The following is a 14,527-nucleotide window of genomic DNA, read 5'->3' as shown; positions in this document are numbered from 1 at the left end:
TAAAGGTAGAATTAGTAGTGTATTGTTTTACAATCGGAGTAAACATTGGCTTTAGGATTGATTGCAAAAATCCGTGGCTTGCGCGAGACTGTAGGCATTGATGTTGGACATTACAGCATCAAGTATGTCAAGGTTTTGCATGGCACGAGCGGAAACAAGATTGTTTTGGATGCCGATTTGGAACGCGTCCCCGATGGATGCATTGTAAACGGCGAAATCCAGGTGCGCGAAGGCGACGCCCCGACTGATAAAGACGGTAAGCGAGAAAAGGACGGCGCCGAACTCTTGGCCGAAGCGATGGCTAAGCTCTTAATTCGTCATCCGATTGACGATTCCTGCGACATCGTGGCTTCGGTGAACTGTGGAGCCGGCGCTGGTGGTATCCTTGTGGACCGTCTGTCGGTAAAAATCCCTAAAAACGGAAACGAAGCGGCGATTATTCTTCAGACTGCCCAGTCCCGTCCGCCTTTCGACGACCAGGACAACGTGATCGACTACGAGGTCTACTCCCGCGAAGGTGAAGATGTCAAGGTGAACGTAGTGGCCGCGAAAAGTGCCCTGCTTGACTCCTGGGCCCAGTTCTTCAATCGCCGTGGGCTCAAGCTTTCTGCGCTCGACGCCGATATCTTTGGTTTGTTGAACGCCTACATGGCAACGGTGGAGCCGCAGGATAAAGATGCGACTGTGGCCATTTTCAATATCGGCGAAAAGAAGATGAGTGTGGCCTTTGTCCAGGACGGGCTGTTCCACTCGATGCGTGCTATGGCCGGCGGCTCTTTGGACATGGTCGTGAGCAAAACATGCATGAATTTGGGTATTGATTCCGAAAAGTGCCATGAGCTCTTGAGCACTGGCAACTTGGCCTCGGTGGACGGATTCTCCGAAGCCGAAGTGGAAGCCGCGCTTAGACTGGCATACGAGGACCTGATGGCGCAGATCGACATCGGTATCCGCTATTTCTCCTCGACAGAAGACTCCAAACCGCTCACCAAGATCTTGCTTGGTGGAGGTGGAGCCGCCGCCCCTGGTCTGAAGGAATTTGTGGCGGAACATTCTGGCATCGACACCGATACGGTGAACCCGTTCAAGTTGGTGCCTTGTGATTCCAAGGTGTTTGGCGATGGCGGTCTGTCGATTGCCCTCTCCAATATTTACGCCCCTGCGTTGGGCTTGGCAATGAGGAAGTTCTAATGGCGTCTAAGAAAAAAGAACCCACGAGAAATGCCTTGGCCATTTCCATCAACCTGCTTCCGCCGGAATACCGCAAGAAGCAGAAAGACTTTTCATGGATTACGGACCGCCGCATTATTTGGCCGACAGTGGCGTTGCTTGTTGCTATTGTGGCTATATCTATGCTGCAGACCTATATCAACGAAACCATCGGTAGCTTGAGTACCGAGCTTACTCGCGTCCAGGAAGAAGTGGACCGCGAGCGCCCGTTGCTTTCCAAGATTAGCGATCTCGAACAGAAACAGGGTGTCATCAACACCAAGATCAACGCCCTCAAGTCTATCCAGGTGAGCAAGAAACGCTGGGTTATTTTGTTCGAAAACATCTCGTCGGTGCTGCCGCCCAACATGTGGATCACGAGCATTAACCAGGTCAGTGAATTTGACTTGGAAATGAGAGGAACCACTTATGATTTTTCCGAAGTCGCCGAATACATGGTGAAACTGGAAAAGCAGGCGAGCATCCAGTCTGTAACCTTGGTGACTATTTCTACTGCTAAAGTGGAAAACAAGGAAGCCTATAATTTCACCATCAAGGTGGTCCTTAAGCAAGACCTGAGCCTTGGGGAGGGAGAAAATGGGTAAGATAGACTTAAAAGACAAAAGGAACGTATACGCCCTTGTCGTGTGCCTTTTGCTGATGGCTGCTGCACATCTGGTATATAACTATATGTGGGATCCTTTCAACTACCAGCGTGAATCGCTGGAAAGGGATCTTCAGTCGGCCCAGGCGGAACTTGATAAGATCAACGCCAAGAAGCATCGCGTGGCAGAGTTGGAAATGCAACTTGCCCAGGCGGAAAAGGACTTCGAGAAGCTGAAGGAAATGTTCCCTGAAGAAGAAAAGGTTCCGCTGCGCCTGCAGGACCTCTACTCGGTGATCCGCAGCTCGATGGTGCAGATCCAGAAGTTCAATCCGGAAGGCCGCGCCGAAAAGGAACACTATATCGAAAACCGCTATTCCATCGCCGTCAATTCGGGTTACCACATGCTAGGTTACCTGTTTGCTGAAATTGCCAATTTCAGCTATCCGACGGCCATTACCAATCTCAGGCTGAACCGCTACTCGGGCATCAAGGCCGAAGTGGAAAAATCTGAAACTCACGGTTGGACTCCGATTACCATGTCCGTGACGTTCAACCTGACTACGTACACGTCGAAGAAGGTGGGCAAATGATGAAAATTCGCTTACTTTTATCGCTGCTCGCTTTTGCTGTGGCTGCTAATGCCGCCGTCATTAAGGATGTCCGTTTCGCATGCGACGCGAAGGGCTGCAATGCCGTATTTGCTTTTGCTTCGGATAAGGATCTCCCGACGTTCTTCCAGAAGTACGATGCTGCTTCGAAGAAGCTGACTGTGGGTTTCTCGGAAACGACTTTCGCCTTGGGCGAAGGTGAATTTGTTGTGGACTCGAGCTCCAAGTTTGTTCAGTCGATGAAGGTCTATAAGGACGCCTACAAGGGTAGCGCCTTCCTTAAGATTGAAATGACGGTGGGAGCATCGATTGCGTCGGACAAGAACGAAATTGCCTTGGACAAGTCGAACTTCTTGATCAAGTTCAAGAACAAGGGCGGCAAGTCCTGGACGCTTTCGAAAATCTATGCTGATCGCAAGAAGGCTGCCGAAAAGGCTGTGGCGCAGGCTGCCGCCGAAGAAAAGAAACGCTTGGCCGAAGAGAAGAAAGCTGCCGAAAAGGCTGCTCTCGAAGAGAAAAAGCGTCTAGCTGAAGAGAAGAAGGCCGCTGAAAAGAAAGCTCTTGAAGAGAAGAAGGCTCTTGCAAAGGCTGCCGCCGAAGAAAAGAAGCGCCTCGCCGAAGAGAAGAAGGCCGCTGAAAAGAAAGCTGCTGAAGAAAAGAAGGCTCTTGCAAAGGCTGCCGCCGAAGAAAAGAAGCGCCTTGCCGAAGAGAAGAAGGCCGCTGAAAAAGCCGCTCTCGAAGAGAAAAAACGTCTGGCAGCTGAAAAGAAGGAAGCCGAAAGGCGTGCTCTCGAAGAGAAAAAGGCTGCTGAAAAAGCTGCCCTCGAAGAGAAAAAGCGTCTAGCTGAAGAGAAGAAGGCCGCCGAGAAGGCTGCCCGCGAACAGGAAAAACTGATGGCCGAACAGCAGAAGGAACTGGATAAGGCCATCAACGAAGGTGGTGCCATTTCCGCCTTGCTTCCAAAGCTCAAGGAAATGACTGTCCTCATCGGTTCGGGTATGGAGCAGTTCCGCCTTGTTGCCGATAGCCCTGTTGAAATTCAGAATGTCACCGGCCCCGACAAGAATTCTGTTCTGACGGTTGGCCTTGCTGGTCCCTCCAAGTCTCCGGTGTTCAGGATTGGTGCAGGTACTTTGGTGAAGTCTGTCACTTGGGGTGCGAACGGCCTGAAGATTCAGCTGAAGGGTTCCATCAAGCCCGTGATTGTGGTGCAGGATGGCGCCTTGATTCTCCAGATTGCCGAGAAGGGAATCAATAAAGATGGCTTTATCTTCTGGTCTGCTCAGCCTAACGGCATCTTTGTCCGCGATTGGATGAAAGCTGTTGAAGAGAAGCCCAATTTCGATGCGTTCGTGAAGAACCTAGACAAGGGCAGCAAGAAGATTATTTCCGGTTCGCAGACATTCCACCTGCGCCCGGTGATTCGTGAATTGATTGTGGTTGCAGACGAAATTGAATTCTATGCTGCCCCGAACGAAAACTCTCAGGTGATGCACCGCCTTGTCTTTGGCGATCGTCTTGTTAGCTTGGACATGGTCGGCCTATATCGCAAGGTTCAGTACGGCAACAGGGTCGGTTATGTGGACCGCCGTTCTGTCGGATTCTTTGATGAGTTGTCATCGGTTCAGGAAGAACGCTTAAAGCAGGTTGACAAGGAACGCGGTACAGAACTTACGGCAACGGCTCCCACGGTGGGAAGCCAGCTGGAAGGTCTCTACGAAGATCGTGTCACCTACAGTTCTTTCGGCCGCCGCGATCCGTTTGTCGAAGTCGATGGCTTGGTAGAAGAAGGAATCAATATCGACCAGGTTGAACTGGTGGGTATCATTTGGGAATCCGATGTCCCGGTGGCCATTCTGGTTGAATCCAAGAATCCGTCGATTTCTTATACAGTCAAAGAGGGTGACAAAATCCTCAATGGCAAGGTCTTAAAAATCACACAAACTGACGTTCTCTTCCTGATTCAGGAATTCGGGGTGAGCCGTCGCTACTCCATGGGTCTTCCCGATAAAATTGGGGGTCAACAGTGAAAAAGATGATAAAAATCCTAACCGTTCTTCTCTTGGTGGCAGGTCTTTCTACCGCATGGAGCGCACCTGCCGAAGGTGCGGTGCAAACCCCCAACAAGAAACTGTATGATTTCAGCTTCGTCGACATGAACTTCGAAGCAGTATTCAGCTCGGTGTCCGTGATTGCCGGAGTCGATATTATTCTTGCTCCCGAAGTCAAGGGCAAGACGAGCCTCAAGGTGACCAAGAAAACTTGGCAGGAAACGCTCGACATTATCTGTAGCATGAATGACCTGACCTGGATCATCGAAGACAAGTACATCTTGATTCAGCGTTCGGCCACTTACCAGGCCAAGCAGAAGAAGATTGCCGACGAAGAAGCTCAGGCAGAACAGAACGCTCCGCTCGTGCGTAAGAACTTCCAGGTTCACCATGCGAAGGCTGAAGAACTGGTGAAGGTTCTCGAAAGCATGAAGACGGGACGTGGCCGTATTACGACGGTGGAACGCACGAACTCGATCATTGTCTACGATACCGAAGGCAAGATTGAACAGATGGAAAAGGCTTTGAACGAACTCGATGTGGAAACGCTGCAGATCATGATTACCGCAAAGCTCGTGGTGGTCAACAGCGAACGCGCCCGCGAACTTGGTGTGGACTGGGCTGCAAGATCTGGAACGGCCGACCTTACTCCGGGTAGGGCTCAGGTGCCGAGTGGTTCTGGTACTTCGGGTGATACCCGTACCAGTGCTGTTATCAGCTCCTTCCCGAATGCAGGTGCTTCTCCGGGAGTGGGTAACGCATCGACTGCCATTACCGCAAGCCTTTTGGACAACAACCTTCAGGTTGCCATTACGAACATTATGGGTGACGCTTCTACCGAAGTGCTCGCCAGTCCGCAGGTTTCTACTCTTGACAACACCGAAGCTCTGGTGTTCATGGGAGACAAGGTCTCTATCCGTGTGATTGACGATAGTGGCGAATCTTCGACGCAGCTCGTGGAAACCGGTATCAAGCTTACGGTGACCCCGCATGTTTCGGGTGACAACCGCATCTTGCTTGACCTGCACCCGGAAAACAATTCCTATGGTTACGATGAAAAGGGCCAGGTGGTGATCAGTACCCAAGAAGCAAAGACCAAGGTCGTGGTGGCCGATGGTGAAACGGTTGTAATCGGCGGCCTTACCCGTAACGAAAACACCGAAAGCGAATCTGGCATTCCGTTCCTGAAGGATATCCCGCTGCTCGGCAATCTCTTCAAGTATTCTCGTAAGGCTGTCACGAAGCGCGACCTGATTATCTTCGTGACCCCGCGCATTATCCGCAACTATGTCGGTTCCGTGGAACTTACCGAAGCCTCTGAAGGCGAAAATGCCGCTCCGCAGGCGAAGAAGGTGGAACAGACTCCGGCTGCAGAACCTGCCGAAGGAGAAACTCCGATTGTTGAAGCCCCGAAGCCGCAGGAACAGCCTGCTGAAGAAAAGGTTCCGGCCGCCGAAGAAAAGAAGGTTGAAGAGACTTCCGCTCCGGCTCCGGCCGCACCGGCTCCTGAAGAGAACGAAGACTGGAACTAATCTAGCTTACAGCGTTTAAAAGAGCATCGGCAATGCCGATGCTCTTTTCATATAATAGACAATTGTTTAGCACAAGTGATTAGTTTGCACTGATTATTCGATGCTTGTTATACTATCTCACCACGAGTGCGGCGATGGCGAGTTCCTGGCTGGTGATGGTCCAGCTGGAACTCTTGAATTCGTAGTTGAGTTCGGCGAGTCGGCGGATGACTCGGCAGAGCGTGGGTTTACCCCAGCGTCTGCAGCACTCGGCTGCGTTACCTTGTTTGCAGAACAGGAAGTAGTTCTTGCCTAAAGTTTGCGCCGCCTCTTCTGCGCTAATCTTTTTGGCAGTAAGCGACATAAAATTCAGCAAATCGACTGCGTGGCTGTACAGGGCATTCACGATGGCGATGGCATCGTTGTCCTTGTTGCCGTAAAGGATTTCGTGGAGCTTGCGTGCAAAACCGACGGAATCGCGCATCCCGAAAAAGTTCAGGATTTCGTAGGGCGGAATTTCGCGGCGGGGCGTCACCATGGACCTTACAAGGTCGTAGGTGAACTTGGGCGTGTCGGGGGCGAAGAGAAGAACTTTCTTGAGCTCTTCGCAAACAAGCTTTGTGTCGGTACCTAGGGCGTCGGCAAGGTACTGGCTTGCGGCGGGTTCGATCGGCTTTTTGAAGTGCTCGGGGACGATCGAAGAAATGTGCTCCTGCATTTTGTACTGCTTGGGTTCCTCGTACTTTTCGACTTTGCCCACTTTCTGGAGCGTCTTGTAGAGTTCCGTGTTGGCGGCGAGCTTTTCGAAGTCGAGGAGGAGCTTGCAGTCGGGGGCATCCTTAAGCCATCGTGCGAGCGCTTTGATGTCGTCAGCCTTCATGGCTTCGGCATTATGGACGACCACGGCCTGTTCCGGTGCAAACATCGAAACCGTTCCGCAGCTTTCCATGATGATTGCCGCTACAGAAGAGATGTTGGGATCAGTTCCGTAGACAATCTGCTTGGACAGCGGATCGTTCACATTTTCTCCGAGGGAATCCTCCAGGAATTTCTGGGTACGGTTGTCCTTGGAGAACTTGTCGTTGCCGATGAGGGCTACAATCATAGCTTACTTGAAGTCGATGATTTCGAAGCGGTTCTTGCCCTTGGGGGTGACGACCTCGACGATTTCGCCCTTCTTTTTGCCCATGAATGCGGAACCCATGGGGCTCTTGAAACTGATTTTGCCATTCATCGGATCGACGCCTTCGGGGCTCACCAACTGGTAAACCACTTCCCTCTTGGTAGCGAGGTTTTTGGCGGTGACGGTGGCGCCAAAGCGGATGGTGTCAGAGTTTGCGTCAAATTCCACGATAATTGCGTTCGAAATCTGGTCTTCCAGCTTGGGAATTTCCAGGTCAATATGAGCCAGCATTTCCTTGGCGGCGTGGTATTCGGCGTTTTCGCTCAGGTCGCCTTGCTTGCGGGCTTCTTCCATTTCATCTACAACGCGGGGACGTTCGACCTTTTTGAGGAAGGTGTAACGTTCAACCAGCTTGTCGTATGTTTCTTTAGTACAGGGTGTTTTAGCCATGACCTTAAATTAGAATTTTTTTGTGGGACAGAAGCAGGGGGTGTTCAACATTGTCGCATTTTTCTATAATTTAGGGTGAAAAAACAATAGGAGATACTATGTACACTGTATTGGAAAAAGGCGGCGTTTGCTCCCCGAAGGGCTTTACCGCGTCTGGAATTTGTGCAGGCATCAAGGCCAGCGGTAACGCTGACATGGCTCTTCTGAAGAGCGAAAAGGCGGCTCGCTGCTTTGCCGTGTTTACAACGAACAAGGTGAAGGCTGCTCCGGTGCTTTACGACAAAGCCGCCCTTGAACATGCTCACTTTGCATCTGCCGTTGTGGTGAACAGCGGTAACGCAAACGCCTGTACCGGCGAACAGGGACTCCGCGATGCAGAACGCATGGCTGTCCTTACTGAAGAAGCCTTGAAGCTTACTCCGAAGAGCGTGCTCGTTTGCAGCACCGGTGTGATTGGCCACCTGATGCCGATGGACAAGATTGAAGCCGGTATTCCGAAGCTTGTGGAAAAGCTCCATGCTGACGCTTCCGAAGAATTTGGTCGCGCTATCCTCACGACTGACCTTGCGCTCAAGAGCCATGCCGTCGAAATCCAGACCGAAAAGGGTGTGGTGACGATTGGTGGCGCCTGCAAGGGCTCGGGCATGATTCACCCGAACATGGCCACGATGCTTGCCTTTATTACTACCGACCTTGCTTTGCCGATCGATTTCTTTGCTGAATTCCGCGCCGACATTGCCGACTCCTTCAATGCGATTACGGTCGATGGCGACACCAGTACGAACGACACTTGCATTCTCCTTGCTAACGGCATGAGCGGCCTCAAGTACGAAGACCTCTCGCTCACCGAACAGGGTGAATTCCGTGCAGCACTCATGCTTGTGATGAAGGAACTTGCTAAGGATATCGTCCGCGACGGTGAAGGTGCAACCAAGCTGATTGAACTCTGCATCGAAAAGGCCGAAAGCCATGAAGAGGCTTTGCGCATGGCCCGCTTTATTGGTACCTCTAACTTGGCCAAGTGCGCTATGTTCGGCGAAGACCCGAACTGGGGCCGCATTTTGAGCAGTGCGGGTAGCAGTGGCTGCAACATGGTCGCCGAACAGACGGACCTTTTCTTTGGCGATGTGCAGGTGCTTTCTAACGGCCGCCCGGTGCAGCTCGACGAAGAACAGACCAAGGCTCTGCGTGCGGTAGTCCGCCAGCGTGAATACAAAGTAACGCTCGTTCTTAACATCGGGCATGCTAGCGCGAGTGCCTTCACTTGCGACTTGAGCTACGACTATGTTAAGATCAACGCCGAGTATACAACCTAATAAGACCGAGCTGGCTAAACTCAACAGAATCCTTATACGGGAGCCGATTATCTCGCAACCACGCCTGCTTGATAGCAGGCGTTTTTCGCTCACAGTACGACCTAATAAGACCGAGCTGGCTAAATTCACCAGAATCCTTACTCTGAAGCCAGCTCTCTCGCCACCACGACTCGTTAGGACGAGTCGCTTGTGGCTCACGGGATGGCTAAACTCAACGGAATCCTTATACGGGAGCCGATTATCTCGCAACCACGCCTAGTCAATACTAGGCGTTTGTTGCTCACGGAGACCGTTCGGCTCTCACGGTAGACCGCTCGGCGTGTTTGGTTCCTTTTGTGAACGGAATTCTTGTGAAAATCCTGCTTTTTGGCGGGATTTTCTTGTATTTTTAGGTAAAACTAAAAAAAGGACGGAACATGGATAATTTCAACTTCTACAGCCCCACAGAATTCGTATTCGGTATGAACCGCGAAAATGAATGCGGTGAACTCGTAAAAAAGTATGGCGGCACCAAGGTGCTGATTCATTACGGTGGGGGTTCTGCGGTGCGTTCGGGCTTGATTGACCGCGTGAAGGCAAGCCTCGATGCGGCTGGTATCCCGCATGTGGAACTCGGCGGTGTGAAGCCGAATCCGCACGATTCGCTCGTGTACAAGGGCATCGAAATTGTCCGTGAAAATGGCATCGATTTTATTTTGGCGGTGGGTGGCGGCTCTACGATCGATAGCTCCAAGGCCATTGCCATGGGTGTTCCTTACAAGGGCGATTTTTGGGACTTTTACGAAGGAAAGGCTTCTGCTGCATGTGCGCTTCCGATTGGCGTGGTGCAGACGATTGCGGCTGCCGGTTCCGAAGGTAGCGGCGACTCCGTGATTACCAAGGAAGACGGCATGCTCAAGCGCGGTGCAAGTAGCGAACACATTCGCCCGAAGTTCGCGGTGCAGAATCCTGCTTTGCTTTGCACGTTGCCTGCTTACCAGACGGCTTGCGGCATTACCGATATCATGGCTCACGTTTTTGAACGCTACTTCACGAATACGCTCGAAGTGGAAATCACCGACCGCCTGTGCGAAGCGGTGCTTTTAACGATGGTGAAGGAGGGCCCCCGCGCCATTGCCGACCCCGCCAACTACCAGGTGCGTGCAAACATCATGTGGGCGGGGACGGTAGCCCACAACGGCGTTGTGGGCTGCGGGCGCAGTCAGGACTGGAACAGCCACGCCATCGAACATGAACTTTCGGCTCTTTACGACTGCGCCCATGGCGCGGGCCTAGCAGTCATCATGCCCGCTTGGATGGAATACGTGGTGGACCACAACGTGATGCGCTTTGCCCAGATGGCGACCCGCGTGTTCGGCTGCGAGATGAACTTCGAGAACCCGAAGGCCACCGCCCTCGAAGGCATCAGGGCTTTCCGCCGATTCTTGCATTCCATTGGCATGCCGATTAACTTTGCAGAACTCGGCGCGAAGGAAGAAGACATCCCGAAGATGGTGGAAAAACTGAATCCGGGCGACGGCTGGGGATTCGTGCCGCTCAAGGCGAAGGACGTCACTGAAATCTACAAGATTGCCGCCCACGCAACGGTGTAACTAGCTATGAGCAGTGAGGTCGTGCTTCGCACTTTGAGGTTTGAGGCGCTTGTAGGCGTGATTATAACCTCAAAGGACGCCGAAGGCGGCCGTGCTCATACCTCATACCTCACATACTCAATATGATTGCACTTTTCATCGGCGGTACGGGAACTATCAGCATGGCCATCACGCGCCTTGCAGCATCCCAGGGCTGGAAACTTTACCTGCTCAATCGCGGGAACCGCCCCGCAGAAGATATCCCCGCTGGGGTTGAAATCATCAACGCCGACATCTACGACGAAGCTGCTGTTGCCAAAAAAATCAAGGGGATGGAGTTCGACGTGGTCTGCGACTTTATCGTGTTCCACCCGAGCGCACTTGAACGCGATTACCGCCTATTCAAGGGCAAGACCAAGCAGTTCATGTACATCAGTTCCGCGAGCGCCTACCAGAAGCCGCTTTCGGACTACCGCATTACCGAGGGCACGCCTCTTGCGAACCCCTATTGGGAATACTCCCGCAACAAGATTGCGGGGGAGGAATTCTTGATGCGCAAGTACCGCGAGGAAGGCTTCCCGATTACGATTATTCGCCCGAGCCACACCTACGACGAGCGCAGCATCCCGCTGGGCGTCCACGGCAAGAACGGCAGCTGGCAGGTGGCAAAGCGCATGCTCGAGGGCAAGCCCGTCATTATTCACGGCGACGGTACGAGCCTCTGGACCATGACTTTCAATACCGACTTTGCTCGCGGCTTTGTGGGCCTGATGGGTAACGTGCATGCCATCGGTGAATCGTTCCAGATTACAAGTGACGAAACGCTCACTTGGAACCAGATTTACAAGGCGGTTGCTGATGCGCTCGGAGTCGAACTCAAGCCTTACTACGTGTCTTCACAATTCCTTGCAGATGTAAGCGATTATGACCTGCTTGGAAGCCTCATCGGCGACAAGGCGAACTCCGTGGTGTTTGACAATTCCAAACTCAAGCGCGCTGTGCCGACTTTCCGTACCGAGGTCCGTTTTGACCAAGGAATTCACCGCACCATCGACTATGTGCTAGCGCATCCTGAATTCCAGAAAGAAGATCCCGAATTCGACGCCTGGTGCGACAAGGTGATTGCGACGCTGGAAAAGGCAAAGGCGGCTTTGCGCTAACTTCCGCGGCGCTTGATTGCAGCATTTATCGGCTTAGTTCCACCACATAGTCGGCGGCGTTTACGAAGTCCTGCGCATGCTCGATGGCAATGACGGTGTGGCCCGCTTCGGTGAGGCCGTGAATCAGGTCGAGTAGATGCTGGATGTCCTTTTGATGGAGCCCGCGGGCGGGTTCGTCGAAAAGGAAGAGCGTGTTCGGCGCCTTCGCGCGGGCAAGCGCGATGGAAAGACGCAAACGGGCGCGTTCGCCGCCGGAAAGGTGCGACGTGGTTTGCCCGAGGCGCAAGTAGTCGAGCCCGGTATCGATCAAGGGCTTCAACTTGTCGGCGAAGGGCTTCATATTAATGAACAATTTGTAGGCTTCGCCGACTTCTAGGTCATAGATGTCGGCGATGGAAAGCGACTTGAAGCGGACTTCAAGAATTTCATCTTTGAAACGTCTGCCGAGGCACACGGGACATTCGGATTCTTCGTAGCCCGCGGGGTCGAGGATAACGCCTTCGCCCTTGCAGTTTTCGCAGCGGCCCCCGGGAGCGTGCGTCGCGAATTTGCTTGCGGTGTAGCCGCGGACCTTGCTTTCGGGGAGTTTTGCGAAAAGGTCGCGGAGAATCGTGTTCAGGTTGATGGCCGAGGCGACGGTACTGCGTCGGTTCCCGTGGAAATCGCCTGTCGAAAGAATCGATAGTGCCTGGATGCCGAGACTTTCGAATTCGCCCTTGGAGGCACGCGGGGCTAAGTTCCTGAAGAAAATCGTAGACTTGCCGCTACCGCTCTGGCCTGTAATGACGCTGAACTTTTGAATCGGAAAATGTGCAGTGACTGGTTTCATGTCGAATAAGGCGAATTTTTCGATATTGATTGCTTCGCTTTGCTCGCAATGACGTTTTTTGGATTGCTTTGTTTTGTTTGAGGTCGGCTCCGCTGTAATTTTCGCAATGACGTTCTTTTTCTTCTCGTCCAAAAGCTTAATCCAATTCCCCGTGGGAGATGCCGGATTTCCGAGTACTTCTTTCGCGGTTCCTTGCAACAATATTTCGCCGCCCTTTTCGCCGGCTCCAGGCCCCATTTCAATAATCCAGTCGGCTTTCTTGATGAGGGCGGGATTGTGGTCGATGAGAACAAGCGTGTTCCCGCGGGACTGCACCTTCTTTAAAACTTTCCAAAGGGCTTCCACATCGCTTTGGTGCAAACCGCTGGCGGGTTCGTCGAGGACAATCAAGAGATTGTTCAGGTGCCCGGTGCTGAGGCTCGAAAGCCGAAGTCTCTGGACTTCGCCACCCGAAAGTGTTGTGGCCGATCTTCCGGCGGTTAGGTAACCGATGCCGAGTTCGTTGATTGCCTCGATGCGGTCGAGGAGCGCGTTGAAGGCGGGCTTTTGGTTTGCGTTCAGACGGCTGTCGAAAAGTTGGTGCAGTTTTTGCCCGAGCCCTGTGAACGGTGTTTCGAGTAAGTCTTGCCAAGTGGTATCGTCGATAATTGCTTGAAGGACGTTTTGCTTCAGGCGGAGCCCCTTGCAGTCGGGGCAATCTTCGGTGGAATCGTCTTTTTCGATGATACCCGTGCCTCCGCAAGTGGTGCAGGTGCTGGTGCGTGAATAAGGCGACAAGTCTTCTGGCTGGAGCGGGCGAGACTGCTGTTCTCCGTGGTCGGGGCAACGCGGTGCCGTGCTGAAAAGTTTGCGGCTTCCGTTGATGTCTAAAGTCAGTTCGCCGTGGGTGAGCTTCAAGACTCCGTCTACCGCCTCGGCGATTCTTGTGCGGGTGTTGTCGCGGACAATCACGCGGTCCACGACAATAAAGAATTCTTGCGGTTCGATTTCGCGCTCGGCCGCAGTCAAGTCGGCGAGCGAATAGCTTACTCCGTCAGCCATGGCGCGTGTAAAGCCCTGCGCTAGGAACACCGCCGAAAGTTTATCGAGAGTCGCGTACTTATCTGCTTCAATCCGCGCAAAGAACTGTAGCTTGCTTCCTTGTGGCAGACTGGCGATTTCGCGAATGATTTCCTCGCGGCTCTGGCTTGCCATGGGTTTCCCGCAAACGGGGCAGGCGGGTCTAGCAAATCTAGCGAACAAGCTTCGCAGCGTGTTGTCGCATTCCGAAATGCTCAGGGCGTACGCCTTGGCGGGAGCTTCTCCGTGGCTCGGGCCTACGGCAAGGCTTGCGGGCAAACCTTCTGCGCTGTCTAGCGGAATAATGCGGCGACCGCCAAGTAATTCAGCTGCAAATGGAGAAAGCGTCTCCAGGTAACGACGCTTGGATTCCCCGTGCAGGGTGTCAAGCACCAGGGTCGACTTTCCGCATCCCGATGGACCGCATACCACCGTGATTTTGCCCATGGGGAACTGGGCGTCTACGTTTTTTAGGTTGTGTAGGCGGCATCCGCGGATGAAAATGGAGTCAGACATGTTGAAAAAATAGATTTATTTTTCTATATTCTATGCGCAAAAGAGGTACTTTATGAAACTTTTGCCTGAAGCCTTGACGTTTGATGACGTCCTGCTCGTTCCCGCTGAATCCTCCGTTTTGCCGGCACAGACCGACGTGAGCACCCAGCTCGCCTCCAATATCAAGCTTAACATTCCTATTATCAGTGCCGCCATGGACACCGTGACGACGGCTCCGCTCGCTATTTCCCTTGCTTTGCAGGGTGGTCTCGGCATTATCCACAAGAATATGTCTATCGAAGACCAGGCCGAAGAAGTCCGCAAGGTCAAGCGTTGGCAGTCCGGTATTGTGACCAACCCGGTGACGCTCGATGCCGATGAGCCGGTGTCCGCCGCATTTGAACTCCGCGCCCGCAACAAGGTGAGCGGTTTCCCGATTCTTTCGAAGGGTAAGCTCGTGGGCATGCTCACTAGCCGCGACCTGCGCACCGTGAGCGACATGAACGCAAAGATTCGCACCGTGATGACGAAGAATCCG

12 protein-coding genes are annotated in these 14,527 nt (G+C 52.9%); 9 read left to right on the top strand and 3 right to left on the bottom strand.

Annotated features, from left to right (window positions below; genetic code table 11):
- Positions 1–45: 45 nt before the first annotated feature.
- Genes pilM through ACKI61_RS13585 form a run of 5 tightly spaced genes read left to right on the top strand, consistent with a single transcriptional unit; the run spans position 46 to position 6,007 of the window.
- Positions 46–1,191 carry a pilus assembly protein PilM gene (gene pilM / locus ACKI61_RS13605; RefSeq protein ID WP_407458213.1) on the top strand — a complete coding sequence of 382 codons (1,146 nt, stop codon included), beginning with the start codon at positions 46–48 and terminating at the stop codon, positions 1,189–1,191.
- Positions 1,191–1,814, top strand: a complete 624-nt coding sequence (locus tag ACKI61_RS13600; protein WP_407458212.1) for a PilN domain-containing protein — start codon at positions 1,191–1,193, stop codon at positions 1,812–1,814. Before pilM ends, ACKI61_RS13600 begins: the two co-directional genes overlap by 1 nt.
- On the top strand, positions 1,807–2,406 hold the full coding sequence (locus ACKI61_RS13595) for a type 4a pilus biogenesis protein PilO (protein WP_407458211.1): 600 nt from the start codon (positions 1,807–1,809) through the stop codon (positions 2,404–2,406). Before ACKI61_RS13600 ends, ACKI61_RS13595 begins: the two co-directional genes overlap by 8 nt.
- Positions 2,403–4,454 carry a hypothetical protein gene (locus tag ACKI61_RS13590; RefSeq protein WP_407458210.1) on the top strand — a complete coding sequence of 684 codons (2,052 nt, stop codon included), beginning with the start codon at positions 2,403–2,405 and terminating at the stop codon, positions 4,452–4,454. Before ACKI61_RS13595 ends, ACKI61_RS13590 begins: the two co-directional genes overlap by 4 nt.
- 5 nt (positions 4,455–4,459) lie before the next feature.
- Positions 4,460–6,007 carry a secretin N-terminal domain-containing protein gene (locus ACKI61_RS13585; RefSeq protein WP_407458209.1) on the top strand — a complete coding sequence of 516 codons (1,548 nt, stop codon included), beginning with the start codon at positions 4,460–4,462 and terminating at the stop codon, positions 6,005–6,007.
- A 112-nt stretch (positions 6,008–6,119) separates the two neighbouring features.
- On the opposite strand, the gene holA is transcribed toward ACKI61_RS13585, so the two are convergent.
- Together holA and greA are read right to left on the bottom strand one after the other, a co-directional pair.
- The gene (gene holA, locus ACKI61_RS13580) at positions 6,120–7,091 is read right to left on the bottom strand and encodes a DNA polymerase III subunit delta (RefSeq protein ID WP_407458208.1); all 972 of its coding nucleotides are present in this window, start codon (positions 7,089–7,091) and stop codon (positions 6,120–6,122) included.
- Positions 7,092–7,094: 3 nt separating this feature from the next.
- Positions 7,095–7,559 carry a transcription elongation factor GreA gene (greA, locus tag ACKI61_RS13575; RefSeq protein ID WP_290992328.1) on the bottom strand — a complete coding sequence of 155 codons (465 nt, stop codon included), beginning with the start codon at positions 7,557–7,559 and terminating at the stop codon, positions 7,095–7,097.
- A gap of 98 nt (positions 7,560–7,657) precedes the next feature.
- Between greA and argJ the strand changes: the two genes are divergently transcribed.
- The 3 genes from argJ to ACKI61_RS13560 all read left to right on the top strand — a co-directional run bounded on the left by argJ (position 7,658) and on the right by ACKI61_RS13560 (position 11,606).
- Positions 7,658–8,875, top strand: a complete 1,218-nt coding sequence (gene argJ / locus ACKI61_RS13570) for a bifunctional glutamate N-acetyltransferase/amino-acid acetyltransferase ArgJ (protein ID WP_407458207.1) — start codon at positions 7,658–7,660, stop codon at positions 8,873–8,875.
- Between the two features lie 416 nt (positions 8,876–9,291).
- Complete coding sequence (locus tag ACKI61_RS13565) at positions 9,292–10,467, top strand: iron-containing alcohol dehydrogenase (protein ID WP_407458206.1); 1,176 nt, start codon at positions 9,292–9,294, stop codon at positions 10,465–10,467.
- A 122-nt stretch (positions 10,468–10,589) separates the two neighbouring features.
- Positions 10,590–11,606 (top strand): NAD-dependent epimerase/dehydratase family protein, encoded by a 1,017-nt coding sequence (locus ACKI61_RS13560; RefSeq protein ID WP_407458205.1) that lies wholly within the window; start codon positions 10,590–10,592, stop codon positions 11,604–11,606.
- Positions 11,607–11,631: 25 nt separating this feature from the next.
- Here the strand turns inward: ACKI61_RS13560 and ACKI61_RS13555 are convergent, their stop codons facing one another.
- Complete coding sequence (locus tag ACKI61_RS13555; protein ID WP_407458204.1) at positions 11,632–14,010, bottom strand: ABC transporter; 2,379 nt, start codon at positions 14,008–14,010, stop codon at positions 11,632–11,634.
- Between the two features lie 52 nt (positions 14,011–14,062).
- Between ACKI61_RS13555 and ACKI61_RS13550 the strand changes: the two genes are divergently transcribed.
- Positions 14,063–14,527, top strand: a 465-nt coding sequence (locus ACKI61_RS13550) for an IMP dehydrogenase (RefSeq protein WP_407458203.1), incomplete at its 3' end; no start/stop codon positions are given.

Origin of the sequence: Fibrobacter sp. (assembly GCF_045601785.1) — a bacterium.
Classification (GTDB): Bacteria; Fibrobacterota; Fibrobacteria; order Fibrobacterales; family Fibrobacteraceae; genus Fibrobacter.
Note: the sequence above shows the minus strand (reverse complement) of the source record. Positions and strands in the feature narration are given on the sequence as shown.

Excerpts from the sequence above, each read along its gene's own strand:
- ACKI61_RS13555 (WP_407458204.1), bottom strand. The coding sequence starts at position 14,010 with ATGTCTGACTCCATTTTCATCCGCGGATGCCGCCTACACAACCTAAAA.
- ACKI61_RS13595 (WP_407458211.1), top strand. The coding sequence starts at position 1,807 with ATGGGTAAGATAGACTTAAAAGACAAAAGGAACGTATACGCCCTTGTC.
- ACKI61_RS13600 (WP_407458212.1), top strand. The coding sequence starts at position 1,191 with ATGGCGTCTAAGAAAAAAGAACCCACGAGAAATGCCTTGGCCATTTCC.
- ACKI61_RS13565 (WP_407458206.1), top strand. The coding sequence starts at position 9,292 with ATGGATAATTTCAACTTCTACAGCCCCACAGAATTCGTATTCGGTATG.
- ACKI61_RS13590 (WP_407458210.1), top strand. The coding sequence starts at position 2,403 with ATGATGAAAATTCGCTTACTTTTATCGCTGCTCGCTTTTGCTGTGGCT.
- argJ (WP_407458207.1), top strand. The coding sequence starts at position 7,658 with ATGTACACTGTATTGGAAAAAGGCGGCGTTTGCTCCCCGAAGGGCTTT.
- greA (WP_290992328.1), bottom strand. The coding sequence starts at position 7,559 with ATGGCTAAAACACCCTGTACTAAAGAAACATACGACAAGCTGGTTGAA.
- holA (WP_407458208.1), bottom strand. The coding sequence starts at position 7,091 with ATGATTGTAGCCCTCATCGGCAACGACAAGTTCTCCAAGGACAACCGT.
- ACKI61_RS13560 (WP_407458205.1), top strand. The coding sequence starts at position 10,590 with ATGATTGCACTTTTCATCGGCGGTACGGGAACTATCAGCATGGCCATC.
- ACKI61_RS13585 (WP_407458209.1), top strand. The coding sequence starts at position 4,460 with ATGATAAAAATCCTAACCGTTCTTCTCTTGGTGGCAGGTCTTTCTACC.